This is a genomic window from Flavobacterium piscisymbiosum, from assembly GCF_020905295.1.
Taxonomy (GTDB): domain Bacteria; phylum Bacteroidota; class Bacteroidia; order Flavobacteriales; family Flavobacteriaceae; genus Flavobacterium; species Flavobacterium piscisymbiosum.
In genome coordinates this window covers 6,169,845-6,184,848 of sequence record NZ_JAJJMM010000001.1, presented here as the reverse complement: position 1 = coordinate 6,184,848, position 15,004 = coordinate 6,169,845, and the positions used below count along the sequence as shown (strand labels likewise).

9 protein-coding genes are annotated in these 15,004 nt (G+C 37.5%); all 9 read right to left on the bottom strand.

Annotated elements, in window-relative coordinates; translation table 11 throughout:
- Positions 1 to 85: 85 nt before the first annotated feature.
- Positions 86 to 1,003, bottom strand: coding sequence for a DMT family transporter (locus LNP81_RS25930; RefSeq protein ID WP_230040408.1), 918 nt, complete (start codon positions 1,001 to 1,003; stop codon positions 86 to 88).
- A gap of 13 nt (positions 1,004 to 1,016) precedes the next feature.
- Positions 1,017 to 2,144 (bottom strand): N-acetylglucosamine-6-phosphate deacetylase, encoded by a 1,128-nt coding sequence (gene nagA / locus LNP81_RS25925; RefSeq protein ID WP_230040406.1) that lies wholly within the window; start codon positions 2,142 to 2,144, stop codon positions 1,017 to 1,019.
- Between the two features lie 74 nt (positions 2,145 to 2,218).
- Positions 2,219 to 5,422 carry a LamG-like jellyroll fold domain-containing protein gene (locus LNP81_RS25920; RefSeq protein WP_230040403.1) on the bottom strand — a complete coding sequence of 1,068 codons (3,204 nt, stop codon included), beginning with the start codon at positions 5,420 to 5,422 and terminating at the stop codon, positions 2,219 to 2,221.
- A 471-nt stretch (positions 5,423 to 5,893) separates the two neighbouring features.
- Positions 5,894 to 7,105 carry an AGE family epimerase/isomerase gene (locus LNP81_RS25915; protein ID WP_230040401.1) on the bottom strand — a complete coding sequence of 404 codons (1,212 nt, stop codon included), beginning with the start codon at positions 7,103 to 7,105 and terminating at the stop codon, positions 5,894 to 5,896.
- Between the two features lie 407 nt (positions 7,106 to 7,512).
- Positions 7,513 to 9,543: a GDSL-type esterase/lipase family protein gene (locus tag LNP81_RS25910; protein WP_230040398.1), complete on the bottom strand. Its 2,031-nt coding sequence runs from the start codon at positions 9,541 to 9,543 to the stop codon at positions 7,513 to 7,515.
- A gap of 199 nt (positions 9,544 to 9,742) precedes the next feature.
- On the bottom strand, positions 9,743 to 10,984 hold the full coding sequence (locus LNP81_RS25905) for an MFS transporter (protein WP_230040396.1): 1,242 nt from the start codon (positions 10,982 to 10,984) through the stop codon (positions 9,743 to 9,745).
- Between the two features lie 352 nt (positions 10,985 to 11,336).
- Complete coding sequence (locus LNP81_RS25900; RefSeq protein ID WP_230040395.1) at positions 11,337 to 12,497, bottom strand: Kelch repeat-containing protein; 1,161 nt, start codon at positions 12,495 to 12,497, stop codon at positions 11,337 to 11,339.
- A 30-nt stretch (positions 12,498 to 12,527) separates the two neighbouring features.
- Positions 12,528 to 13,448, bottom strand: a complete 921-nt coding sequence (locus tag LNP81_RS25895; protein WP_230040393.1) for a dihydrodipicolinate synthase family protein — start codon at positions 13,446 to 13,448, stop codon at positions 12,528 to 12,530.
- An 80-nt stretch (positions 13,449 to 13,528) separates the two neighbouring features.
- On the bottom strand, positions 13,529 to 14,992 hold the full coding sequence (locus tag LNP81_RS25890; protein WP_230040391.1) for a RagB/SusD family nutrient uptake outer membrane protein: 1,464 nt from the start codon (positions 14,990 to 14,992) through the stop codon (positions 13,529 to 13,531).
- Between the last annotated feature and the right edge of the window lie 12 nt (positions 14,993 to 15,004).

Sequence of the window (15,004 nt, the reverse complement as noted above, 5' to 3'; positions counted from 1 at the left end):
AAACCACAGATTAAAGGATTAAATAGATTTTAAAAAAAAAATCTGCTTAATCTGCAAAATCTGCGAGAGAAAATTTATGCTCACTTCATGTTTTTATTTTTTTATCAGAAGAAAGAGTAGTGTATAATCCGATGATGACAAATAGAACTCCAAAAAGAGTATACAAAGTAAGTGGCTCATCGACCATAAAGTAGGCAATCAAAAATCCGAATATCGGGCACAAAAAAAGCCAGTACGAAGCTTTTATAGGATTGTTTTTTAATAGATACAACCAAAACTGAACAGCACCAATAGAAACCGCTATCGCCAGCCAAGAAGTTGAGAACCAAAAATCGTGGTTGAAAACATTCTGATCAGATTCATACGTTAAAAATAAAACCGGAAGCAGAAACACTGCGCCAATAATGGTTTGCCACCCATTAATGGTAAGAATGTGCAATCCGTTCCAGTTTTGTCTTGAATAATAAATCGTTCCTAATGAATAAGCAATCATGCTGGTGACCAAAATAAGTATACCGCCGGGGGTTGCAAAACTGTTTTGTAATAAAGGATATGCCGCTAGAAATACTCCAATAAAACAAAGAATCAGACTAAGTATGTTTTTGAATTTGATTTTATGCGATAACCAAACAGCTGAGATCAAAACAATAAAAACAGGATTAGTGGCCACAGCCAGACTCCCCAAACCGGCGGATACTTTTTGCATGGCAATGACATACAATCCCAGATAAAAAGTAATGTTGAACAAACCATAAATACTAATCTGAACCCATTCCTTTTTTTGCGGAAATCGTTTTGCCATTATAATATGTGAAAGAATAAGCATAATGCTCCCGGCTATTACAAACCTGAAAATAGAAATCACAAAAGGCTGCGCGGCATGCAATCCAATTTTGGTTGCCGTTGATGCAGATGCCCACAAAAAGGCAAACAATATTCCGGCAATAATGATTTTAAATTCTTTGATTTTATTGGTAATCGGGAGCATTTTTTCTCTGATCATTTTACGAAAATAGTTATGGATGTTTTAGAAAATTCAACGTTTCTATTTCAGATAAATCATCATTAAATTGTACAAAACTGGCAGGAAAACCCGTTTTTATTTTTCCGAATTGATTTTCTAAACCAATCGCACTTGCAACGCGCGAAGTAGCCATTTTGATCGCTTCATCTGCTGAAACATCCAAATGATTATAGGCATTTTGAACCGCTTCGAGCATCGATATTGTGGCTCCGGCCAAATTTCCGTCATCGTTTCTGTAAAAACCATTGTCAAGATGCGCATCAAAATTATCCCATTTGAAGTTTTCTACTTTTCGGCCTAGAAAGGTAGCGTCACTAATCAAAAAGAATTTGTCCTGTTTGAGTTTGTATGCCACTTTTGCTGCAGCATAATCGCAATGTGCACCATCAAGAATTACGGGAGCGTATACATTTTCATTTTCAAAAGTAGCTCCAACCAAGCCTGGTTCACGATGTCCAAATTGCGTCATGGCATTAAATAAATGTGTGACAAGTTTTATACCTTTCGAAAAATAAACCTGCGCTTCTTTATACGTAACAGTCGAATGTCCAATCGAGATTTGAATGTCACTTTCGAGCAACATATTCAGTTGTTCGTCTGTAAAACATTCCGGTGCAATCGTGATGACTTTGATCACGCCTTTTCCCAGTCTGATAATTTCTTCAAGCTCTGCATTCGTAGGCTTGCGAACCTGATCAATACTATGTGCGCCACGTTTTAACGGATTCAGAAACGGACCTTCCAAATGCATCCCGATTACGCCATTATCGTGCTTTTGCATGTAATTGCGAACGGCTTCAATTCCCTGAAGAATAGTTTCATGCGAAGAGGAAATTAAACACGGAAGTACCTGAGTCGTTCCGTATTTTAAACTTGCATCATAAATATCCTGAATCGTTTCCTCGTTAGGAGTCTGGCTAAAATAAAGCTTTTCTCCGCCGTTGATCTGAATATCGATAAAGCCGGCCGCAATATGTTTTCCTTGTAAATCAATCGTTTCAATGTCATTTGGAATTTCTTTTTGAACGGAAAGAATAGTTCCGTTTTCGATAATAATGACTCCGTTGGTAATGATTTCATCCCCAGTGTGCACGGTCGTATTGATAATCGCATGTTTCATTTTTTAATTTTTAATTTTTTAAACCGGATTAAAATCCGGCCCTACAATATAAGTCGAGCCGATGGCTCTTTTTTTTATTTTTTAATTATTTTATTGCTAATAGTAGAATTGGTATCATTTATATTTAAAAGATAAATTCCCTGAGTTTGATTTCCTAATGAAAAAGTTGCTTGTGTTTCATTAGTATTTAAAGTTTCAGTTCGGATTATTTTACCGGATAAATCAAATATTTGAATACTTACTTTTCCTTTAGCATTATTAATTTTCACAGTAAAAATATCATCAATTGGATTAGGATTTACATCAATACTAAATTTTTCTTCATCGGTTGCTGCTTTTTCCTGTGTTTTCTTGCTTAACGAAGGAGTATCAGCAGGCACAAATGTATCCGCACCATTTGTTAACCAGTTCAAACTAAAACGAACAAAGTACATTTGGTAGGTCGAGCTTTCTCCGTTTTCATAATAAATGCCGATCGTTCCATCAGGCAATATGGTTAAACTCGAATATGCCGAAGCTCCTGCGAAAATCGTTTTTGGTGCTCCCCAGGTTGTTCCTTCATCCGTACTCAATTGTACACTCACATTTTTTCGGCTTCCTGAAAACGGAATCGAATGCAATAACCTGTTTTTGTCATAACCATCAAGTGTAGAAGTGTAGCGAATAAAATCGCCATCGCAATTAGGGTCTGTAATACTTGCCTGATTGTAAGCTGTTCCCCAGGTTGCACCTTTGTTGGTAGAAACATTAAAACGGCGTGTTCCCGGATTACGAATACTCATCATGATATTCCCGTTATTTAATTCTACAACTTTGGCTTCATCACCATCTATTTCTGCTCTTCCGGTCGATGTTGTCCATGTTACTCCGTGATCGGCACTAGTAATCATATAATTGCAAATACGCTCTGTTCCTGAAACATTTTCTCGTACTGCAATTGCCGCTACAATTTTTCCGTCACGTAATTGATGCGCTCTTCCTGAAGCTACAAATAATCCTTTCCAACCCGGATTTGGACCATAAATTTGGCTTGTAATATCTACGGGAGTTCCCCATGTTACACCATTATCTGTACTATGAATGACTAAAACTTTGGCTGGAGCCGAATTTGTAGAAGCAAAAAATCCTTTTTCAGCCGAAACGATGCACAATAATTCACCTGTAGTTTTATCGAGAACCAAAGCTGCATCGCCCGCTCCTGTGGCAGCACCAAAATTGGCAATGGTTAAAGGAGCTGACCATGTTTTTCCGTTATCTGTACTACGGCTAACAACCGGATCTATTTTAGCGGCTAAATCTCCGGCACCGTTCCATCTTTTGTCAGTGACGGTTACTAACGATCCATCGGCAGCAGTGATAATGGCCGGAATACGATAGCTTGCAGAACCCGCATCTCCTGGAGTAAAAAGCAAAGTATTGGCCAATAAAATAACACGATTTCCGGTAACCGTATTGGATGTTGTATTGTAAGTGATTCCGTTTGCAACAATAGATTCGCAAGTGGCATCTAACAGATTTCCTTCATTGGCGGAAGCAGAAATATCATAAGTAATCCAAAAATAATTGTCTCCGTTCACTAATGACTTTGAACCGTTTACAACAAGATTTCCGCTTGACGGAGCAACATTTCCAAATAAAGTTGCCGTTCCAGGATTGAAAATTGCAGTACTTCCGCTAGAGTAAATTTTGATATTGGTAACATCAGAAACATTCGTCGTTCCTGTCATGGTAAATTTTAAAGCACTTACCGTAAGCGGATTTATAGTACCACTCACAGAAGCTTTTATGGCAATAATTCTTTGGTTGGTATCGCCAACTCCGGTTGGTAATTCGGTTTGCACCAATGAAACCGAGTTGATCTGCATTTCGTTGGTTTGCGCGATTACCATAGCTCCGTTGTTCAATGTTCCCGGATGGTTATTTCCTGAAATGTCGGGAACGGTTGTGCCAATTACGTTTTCGAAATCCCAGGCAGCAATTAAGTTGGTTTGCGGTCCGCTTACAATGGCCGTTTTATCGGTTACGATTTCTGCAGCTGTCATGGCTTTATTCCAAAAACGAATATCATCTAATTGTGCATTCATATACGATGCAAAATTACTGAGTGTTCCAAATAATACATCTCCGGTATTCGAAACCGTATTGGTTCCGCCAATGTTTGCTGTCGTTTTGGTTTGCTGTAAAACACCATCAACATAAATTTTGCAACTCGTTGACGCAACATCAACCACCATAGCCAAATGATGCCAAATATTGTTGGCAATATTCGAAGTTCCGTATGGAGGTCCCGCAGCTCCAGCGCTTGTGGTTAAATTAACACCAAATTGTCCGCCGCCTGCTGATGTATTATTGATAAATTCATAGCCAATTCCTGCACCTCCGGGACGTTTGCTAAGAATACGTTTGCCAAAATCAGTCGTTTTTATTTTACAGGTTATCGTCAGACTCTGACCCGCTGCTAAATTAAAATCAGCATGATTCAAGACCGACATATAATCATTTACACCGTCTAAAGATAAAATCATCGGGAAAGCATTTGATGTTGTTGGCGATCCCACCAAAGTTCCGGGATGGTTATTGCCCGAAACATCATGAACAGAAGTCCCGCTTATGTTTTCAAAATTCCATGCTGCCAAAAGATTAGTTGTAGGTGCATTGACAACAGCAGTCATATCTGCCTGTAATTCAAGTGCCGTCATAGCTTTATTCCAAACCCGAACATTATCAACTTGACCTGCCCATTTATAACTATTTCCAGCATCAGAAGTTGCTCCAATAACAAAATTTAAAGCATTCGAAAAATCTGAAGTAACAGAGGTAAAGGTTTTTCCTGTATTGGCCAAAACGCCATCTACATAACCATACATCGTTCGATTGCTCGACGCATCGATTACCAAAGCAATATGATGCCAGGTTCCGTCAGCAATTGAGTTGGCCGAATATCCTGCGGTACTAATATTGTTGGGTGTTCCGGTTCCGCTCATGTTCATGGCAAATTTTCCGGCATTGGTTCCGTTTCCGGTCCAGAATTCGTAGCCGTTTCCTGTAGCGCCATTTCGCTTGGCAAAAATTCGGGGTGTTCCTGTCGAAGTCGTTGTTTTGATCCAACAGGTAATGGTTTTGTTTTGGCTTGCGCCGAAGTCTAAATCAGGATGATCTGCGACTGTCATAAAAGTTGAAATTCCATCGAGGTTCAAAACCTTACCACTTTGTGCCTGGATATTACTACCGTATAAACACATAAAACACGAACAAAATAAGCGTAATAAATTTTTCATAGTTTTTATTTTGGTTAAAATTGGTTAATAAGCATAAGGTTTAATAACGAACGACTTGATGGAAAACAGGTTTTTGTGATAACATGTAATATTGTACCGTTAGGTACAACAGGTTGGTAGCATGCCGTAGGTATGCAACAAAACGTATTCTTGCGTACCTACGGCACGCGGTTGTTGTGGCTATTTTTTGTTTTTTACCAACCTGTTGTGCCTAACGGCACATTCATGCAATCATATTTTTCTACTGATATATTGTTTCGAAAAAATCAAAATATCGATTATGATTTTCTCACAGCATTATGTCATTTATTGTGCCGTTAGGTACAACAGGTTGGTAGAAAAAATTAGATTAAAGATCCCAAAGCGTGCCGTAGGTACGCAAGAATACGTTTTGTTGCGTACCTACAGCACGGGGTTGTTGTGGCCATTTTTTGTTTTCTACCAACCTGTTGTGCCTAACTGCAGATTGATTTACAAACTTTGATTTTCATATTTGATTGTTTTTTCAATATATTCGTTTAATATTTGTGTGCAATACCATTCCTGTCGCGGTAAATGAAAAGGTCCTTTATAAAGATTTCCTTTAGCCGTTTGAGCCACAGTTCCGTCTCTGTGCAAATACCCAAACCATTCTCCGTTTTCTTTATCATGAAATTTACTGTACGCATAATCATGAATCATTTTATGCCATTTTGCATATTTTTCATCGCCCGTCATTGTGTAGGCTAATAATGTGGCAATAATCACTTCGTTATGAGGCCACCAAAATTTCATATCCTGCCAATATTCCTGAACAGGTTTGCCGTAAACATCACAGAAATATAAAATTCCGCCATGTTCTTTGTCCCAACCTCGTTCCCACATATAATCGAGCATTTTACAGCCCAATTCGATTAAATGCGGATCATTATTTCGATGTTTTGCTTCGTGCAAAATAAACCATGCGCCTTCAATGGCATGACCCGGATTTAATGTTCTGCCATCAATATGATCGATGATAGAACCATCCGGAGCTACTTGCTCCATCACACATTTGATGTCGTGTTTTACAAAATCATTTTCGATTTCGGCAATCCATTTGGTGATCCATTCGTCGCAACGCGGATCTCCGATTGTTTCTCTTATTTGTTGTGCCGTATTGATCATAATCATTGGCGATCCTATTCCTTTCGACGGACGTTCACTTGTGTATTTGGGTTCTAATAATCCCGGAGTACTCGAGTATTTGATGCATTCTCCAAATAAATGACGTGCCTGTTCTGCAATTTTTTCGTCTCCGCTTGCTTTTGCGTAAGCGCTCATCGCAATCACGGCAAAGGTTTCAGAAAAATAATAACGACGTTTACGAATCGGGTTTCCTTCGCGTGTTACGTGAAAAAACATTCTTCCATCTGTATCAAAACAATGCTGATTGATAAAATCAATTCCGGATTTGGCACCATCCAGCCATTCTTGTTTGGTTTCGACAGTATTATAAAGCGTCGATAACAACCACGCAGTTCGCCCCTGAAACCAAACCGATTTATCATCATCGATTAAATCGCCATCTTGTCCGCGCATTAACAAATAACCGCCGTGAACGGTGTCGATAGATTGTGGAAACCAAAATGGTACCGTATCCTGTAATAATTGGTGCTGATAAAAATCTTTTAGTTGTATTAGATCAGTATTAGAATAACTCATTTTATATATGTTTTTAGACTTAGTGTTTTATATTTTCTAAGTGTTGATTTTTTATTTGTTGTGTATGATTTTTAAACACATAGAGACATAGTTTATAAAGCTTGGAAAGGCGTTTCACTCAAAATAAATCTCATAGGTCTATGTGAAAAAATGTATTTTCTTTAATTCTCTTTTTTTAGATTGAAGTCTATGTTTCTCTGTGTTTCATTTTTTTTTGTCACTCCCGATAGTTATTAGGATAAAAAGATTATCATGATTTTAATTCGTGCTAATTCGTGAAATTGGTGTTTTATTTTTTTGCTCGCAGATCACGCTCCCGATAGCTATCGGGATAAACAGATTTTATTTCTTGCTTCTTTCATCTCAAATCTTGTCTCTCAAATCTTGCCTCTCACATCTTGCTTCTTTCATCTTTCTCTATCTAAATCCAATTGAAAAGTCGAACAAGGCAAATTCGCTTCATTAACCAGATTGGCTGTTGTGTAAGGTTTCCATGCATATAAAACCGTTTTTATCTTTTCGCCGTTCGGAATATTTATTGAAACTTCATTTTTCATAATAGTAGCTTTGCATTCGATCCGGATTCCTTTTTCGTTGACCAATTCAAAACCAATTAAATCCTTCTTATTGGCTGTCGATAACTGTTTGGCATTCGAAAAAGAAACTATAATAGCATCTCCTTTTTGTGTTGCTTTTTGTGCCGATGGTCCGTTTGCGGTGATATTTTTTCCGTAGGTATATTTTAAGGCCAAAAGCGCCAGACGATCTCCAACCTGCTTTTTTTGAATAGGATGTACATTTGTAGCATCACCATAATCCATACTAATCGCCATGCCGCTGTGTGCGATATTTTTCTGGATTTTGGTTTGTGCATCTCTAAAGGACGGCCAGGTCGGACGATCTGTTCCTGACAATTGAACATAATAAAAGGGTAGGGAAGTTCCCCAGGCCTTGCGCCAGCTACCAACCAGGACTGGCATTAAATGTTCGTATAATTCGATGTTATGTGCGTTGCTTTCGCCCTGATACCAGATGATTCCTTTTATAGGGAAATCGGTAAAATGGGTTACACCGGCTTCATAATTGTAGCAAGGTCCGTACGGATGTCGTTGTTTTGCATTGGTGGTATTTTTCAAATTTTCATCGGCGCGTGATCTTACCCACGGCATAAAAAAATCTGATTTTCGCCAGTTGGTTAGTTCATCAACTACTTTATCATCATGTTCTAAAGTATATCTATCGATCCAGGATTCTATAGGAGATCCGCCAACGGCCACTTGTATTAAACCAATTGGGACATTTTCTTCACGCATTATATTTTGTCCGAAGTAATAGGCTATGGCCGAAAAATCTTTGGCACTTATAGAATCGCTGATTTTCCATTTTCCGGAGAAGAATGCTAACTGATTTGTTTTTTGTAAAGTAATCGAATCCCAGGCTTTTTCATCTGTTTCGGCAATGGCTTCAAAATTGAATAATCGAAGATTCGTATTTTGAATGGCTTTTTTAACCTCATCCTTTCCATTTTCTGATTTCTGAAGCGGGAATGCCATATTCGATTGTCCGGAACAAAACCAGACATCGCCAATTAGGATATTTCTTAAAATGATATTTTTTTCTTTTGATGAAATTATAATTTCATGTGTTCCTCCGGATTTCATCGCAGGAAAAATAACTTTCCACTTTCCGTATTCGTTTGCAGTCGAAATTTCCTTTTGATTATTAAAAGTAATTGCTATTTTTTCACCGCCATTTGCAGTTCCGTAAATTACAATGGGCTGGTTTCTTTGAAGAACCATATTATCACTAAAAGCAGGCGATAATCTCAGTCCGCCAAAATCTTGTGTAATATTGCCGTAAACCGTTTGTGCAAGAATAGTTGCGCCTTCTTTTGTTGGATGTAAAGCATCCGGAAAAAGATCAGGGCGATGGTATAATTTTTCGTGAAGATCAATTAAACCAACATTATTGGCCTTTGCAATTTCTTGAATGTGTTGCTGAATCTGCCAAAACCAATCTCTTGTTCCTGATTTAAAACGTGGATGTTCATTGAAGATCGGTGTCATTCGGCAAATGAAAATTTTCACCTTCGGGTTTTGTGTTTTTAAAGTATCAATCAGCCACGCATAATCGGCATCAAAATCTTCTTTATAATTGGGCCAATTCCTCGGATCTGTATCATTTAATCCCAAATGAATAATCGCGATATCAGGACGATACGCAATGGCTTCGGCACATTTTTCCGTTTTAAAATAAGGCGTACTTCCTTTCTTTAAAAGCGTTGCGCCGCTATGTCCAAAATTTTTGACTTCATATTGATTTCCCATTAAAACCTGAAGCTGCGTAGGATACGATTCTGTTTCCGGATGGGCTAAAAGATAACCTGCCGTTACGGAATCTCCTATACAAGCAATTTTTATTGGACTCTGCGCTTTCATTTCAAGATTTAAAATCATTGAAAAGAAGAGTATCAACAGGAAAATATTTCGAATTTTTGTTCTCATTTTTCTTAGAACTATTATTAAAAATGCGGCGATTAATAAGCTGGGCAGAACGCATAGCTCCGCCCGGGCTTATTGAAAAACCAAAAACCAACTAACTCTTAAATTGTAAAAAAAGGGGAATGAACTTTATATCCTATGCATCGGCAAAATCATTGACTTTGGGACGTAAAAAACTAATTTGAACTATTAAGGCAAGCAACACAACTCCGGCCATTAAAGCAAAACCAAAACCTAAAGTTCCAGTATCTGCTGATTTGCCAAGTAATGATGTAACCAACGCTCCGCAGCCAACACCAGTCATATTAAGGACACCATATGCAGTTGCCCGATGTTTGGAAGAAACAAACTGACAAATGATAGGCATATTATTCGCATCGAACATTCCGTATCCGATACCAAAACATAAAACGGCTCCAACTACATGAAATAACGAATGCCCAAAACCAATCAGCATTAAGGCGGGAATGGTTAAACTCAGACCAATGGCGCTGGTATAAACTCTTCCTTTTATATTTTTCTGAACCCATTTATCAGATAAAATCCCTCCGAAAATAACGCCTATTAAAGATGAAACCGAAATTGTAATAGTGGCTATAGGCCCGGCCTGATCCATTGAAATATTTAAGTTGTCCGAGAACAGGGTAGGAAGCCAGTTTTTTGTTGCCCAGCCCGGTAAACTTATAATAGCGAAATAAAATAAAATCACCCAAAACGAAATATTGGTAAACAATAGCGTCAGGCCTTTGAAAAGGGAATCTTTTTCGTGGGTTTTATTAAACTCAGGATCAAAAACTTTGGTTGTGACTTTTTTCTCGTATAAAAAGAAAACCAAAATAATCGAATAAACAATTCCGATAATTCCAAAATGATGAAAAGTAGTATGCCACGAAAATCTTGCAGCAATTGTAGCGCCAAAACCTCCTAAAGCTGAACCTACATAAAGTCCGGTCATGTGAATACCAATGGCAAGCGAACGTGTTTTTTGCTGATGATAATCGGCGATTAAAGATAAACCTGCCGGAATATACAAGGCTTCACTCACGCCCATAATGGCACGTAACCAGTAAATTTGGTTGTAGTTTGTGGCATATCCCATGGCATATGTAACCGCAGACCAAACAAATAAACTGCCAATAATCAGCCATTTTCGGTTTAATTTATCGGCGATAATACCTGAAATGGGGCTCATTAAAGCATAAATCCAAAGGAAAATAGCCATTAAACGTCCAAAATTTTCACCCGATACCAGTTCAGGAATGTCAGCTTCCATAGAAGGTCTCATGGTCGCCAGCATTTGTCTATCCATATAGTTAAGCAACGCTACAATCCAGAGTAACGCTACGACTAACCACGGATAATATTTAGAGTTTTTCATATTTTGATATGCTTATTTTTTGTTTAATCGGTTATTTTTTTAAACACATAGAGACATAGTTTTTATAGCTTGAAAAGGCGTTTCACTTGAAATAAAACTCATAGGGCTATGTGAAAAAAAAATGTGTTTTTTTAGAATCACCTTTACTTTGATTTTGAACCTATGTTTCTATGTGTTTAAATTTTTTTGCCACTGATTAAAAAGATTGTAATGATTTTAATTTGTGATAATTTGTGCAATTAGTGTTTAATTTTTTTTCTCGCAGATTCGGCAGATTGCGCAGATTTTATTTTAATTCTTGTTAAACCTGACAGGTTTTTAAAACCTGTCAGGTTTAGAACTGTTGAATTAATTATTTGATGGTTCCCAACATAACATCCGGTGTACGAATTCCGGGTTTTATTTCTCCATTCGATAAAACTATTTTATCATTCCAGATGGCTGCCGTTGTGGTTACCTGAGCCAGAAAAGGCAAGTCGCCTATTTTTGACCATTTATTGGTGTGTGTGTTATACAGTAAAATAGCGTTGTAAAAACCTTTGTGTGTTGTATTTAAAATATTTTTTTCGGCAATAAGTTTCGCTTTTTCTTCTTCAGAATTAGCTTTTGCAATTTGAGATAAAAAGGTTTCTATTTTATGAAAAGTAGTTCCGTTATCTCCGCCAAGAATTAGAATAGATTCATTTCCTACAGCAACTCCGGCGCCTGCCGAAAAATTGGTTGTTTCTTTTCCGTCACAAATATTGGCTTTTGTTTCCCAGGTTTGTTTTTTTAGATCGAAAGCCAAAGTGGTGTTGTGCAAATCGCTTATTCCTGAAGGCATTTTGGTTCTTCCGCCAATAACGTAAATTTTATCATTTTGAATTACTGAAACTGAATTCGCTAAAGCAAAAGGCAATTTGGTCAACGATTTCCATTCCGGTTTTTCGGCATTCAAATCAATACTAAAAACTAAATCAGAGGATTGTTTTGCTTCATCTCCGCCAATGGCATACACAATATTTCCTGAATGTGTAAGTGCAATATTGGTAATCGCTAACGGAAAATCCGGTAATGATTTTGTTTCTACTTCATTTTTATCAGCATTCCAATTTAAGATAAAAGCTTTGTTCGAAAGTCCGTTTTCGTTTTCGCCGCCTACGTAAACGATTCCTTTATTTGTAGTGGTATTTCCGGGATAGGCAATGGGTTCGGGTAATGTATTGGTTACTTTTTTGTTCCAATGAAAATCATCTCCCGTTTTTTCTAAAACATGAATTTCATTCGAATAATGTTTTTTTCCTCCTTCCCAAGGCATTTTATCGGGAAAATTAGCGCCTCCGGCAACGATCAAAACAGTATTGCTTACTCCGTTTATCGGACCGGCAAAACCCAATGAAAGACTTCCGTCAGCATTTTGCAGTTGGGCTGCTTTTTTCCATTCGACATTTGTAATTTTTGTTTTTTGCGAAAAACCAACAGTTGCAGACATAATAAAAATAGTAAGGATTAAGGAAGAAAAAGACTGATTCATATGGGTTTGTTTTAGAGAAAACGAACGGATTTATTTGGATTTGAAAGTATCGAAATCTAAACCTGCAACATCTTTTTTGAATAATTCAAATTGTTCAGCACTCATGTTTTTAACCGGTAATCTAAATTCTCCTAAATCATGACCAACCAATTTCATATACGCTTTCCCTACAGAGATTCCGCCATATTTACCTAAGAAACGAATCATATCAATTGATTTTTGCTGAAGTTTACGCGCTTTAACTAAATCATTATTATTGAAAGCATCGATTAAATCGTAATACAATGGAGCAGCATAGTTGAAAGTACTTCCAACAGCACCTTTTGCACCAAGAACCAAAGCCGATAACATATTTTCGTCACGTCCCCAAAGCATATCAAATTTTCCGTTTTCATAGCTCATACAACTCTGGAAATCCATAAAATCTTCGTGTGTGTATTTTACTCCGGCAAAGTTTGGAAGTTTATTATCTAAAGCCCTAACCAAATCGTACATCGCAACATTTACGCCTGTTAAGACCGGAATGTGATAATAATAAAAAGGCATATTCGGAACGCTTTCTCCAACTTTAATACAAATTTCAGCAAGTGTATCAACATTGTTTGGTTTAAAGTAAAAAGCTCCGGTTAAAGAAACAGCATACAAACCAATTTCGTAAGCATGTTGGGCTAAATCGATACAATCAGAAAGACAAGTTCCTCCAAGGAAAACCATTACTTTAAAATCGGCATCGTGATTTGAGCAATCTGCCCAGGCTTGTGCTACGGCTTTTTTTTCTTCCAAAGTGATAGAAACTCCTTCTCCGGTAGATCCGTTGATAAAAGCTCCCGTGATTCCGTTTCTTTTTAGAAATGCATAATAAGGCGGAATCATGCTTACGTCTAATTTTCCGTTGCTGTCAAAAGGAGTGAAAGGAGCAGAAATAAGACCTTGTAAATGTTCAATTTTCATGAGTATGTTTTTTTATTGTTTGTGTATTTTGGTATTAGACCGGGAACTTTTTGAATTCCCAGTCTAATTTTTAATTCTAATTATTTGCTAAGCGGATTTTGAACAATTTTTGGATTAAAGTTGATCGTGTTTTGAGAAATTGGAAACAAAACTTCTTTTCCTGCTGTCATTGATGGCACTAAGCTTGTTTTGTTGAAACGAACCAAATCCCACCATGATTTTCCTTCAAAAGCCAATTCTTTCAAACGTTCATTCAAAATCACATTGTCGTTGTTTGCAGGAGAATCATTTGTAAACGAAGCCGAAGGATCTGCTCTTTGCATTACCAAATTCATCTCTGCAGTTGGATCCTGACCTAAAGCATTTTTGATTTCTGCTTTCATCAATAAAATATCTGCCCAACGGTAAATGATAATATCACTTACAAATCGTCTCAGCGTTCCATCAACAGTTCCGTTGTATTTTACCAAACCTGTAACTACAGGAACTGCACCATTGTATAAAGTTAAATAAGTAGCGGCTTTTCTGGTATCTGTAGCTGCAAAGTTAAATCTTGTAATGTCAGGCTGCACTCTTGAAATTCCTGCATTTCCGGCACCGGTTCCTAATGTTCCAAAAGTTGCTGTTGCTGTTGCAGAAGTTAACGGTGCAAAATCACTTGGCCCCACAAACATAAACTGATTCCAGTTGTCTGCTAAATTCGATGGTAAATCTGCCAGAGAATAACGCACAGCAAAAACTACCTCAGCATTTGCTTTTTTGTCATAAGCAAAAACATCTTTAAAGTTAGGTAATAAAGTTGGAGTTCCCGGGATTGTGTTTATGGCTGTCAATGCCGTATTCAAATCTGCTGTTCCTCCGCCTAATTGTTTTGCTGTCCATAAATTTACATCTGCTTTTAAAGCGTAGATCGAGGCAAGCGACAACTGCGTTTTATTGTTTGTAGCATCCGGAAAGTTGGCAATGGCAGCATCAATATCTTTTTTGATGAAAGCAAATGTTTCTTCGATGCTATTACGCGGAATTATGTATTGCGACTGATTGGCATTTTCAGTAGGATCTGTAACAATTGGAACACCACCCCACGAACGTGCCATGATAAAATAGCACAATGCACGCATTGAATAGGCTTGTGCAATATATCGTTTTTGCTCATTTACCGTTGTTGGACTAAACGTAATTTGCGGTACATACTTTAAAACTAAATTGGCCGAATGTACTACGGTATATAAACCAGCCCAGTCTACGTCGATGTTTTGCGGCGTAAGAAGGTTATTATAATAATTGGCTAATGTTAGTGGCGACTGAACACCACCTGTTATTTCGGCACTTCTGGCTCCGCCCAGCAAATAATAATTTTGCTGTGTCTGGATTCTAAAGTTCACGTACATTCCGTTTACGCCAGCTTTGGCATCATCTTCTGTTTTCCAAAAACTGTCAGATGTAATGATACTATCAGAAGTTAGTTCTAAATCATCCTGACAAGAGTTGAATAGAGATAGAGTAGTAAAAAATAGTGTATAGAGAAGAAATTTCTTTTTCATGATTTTAGTATT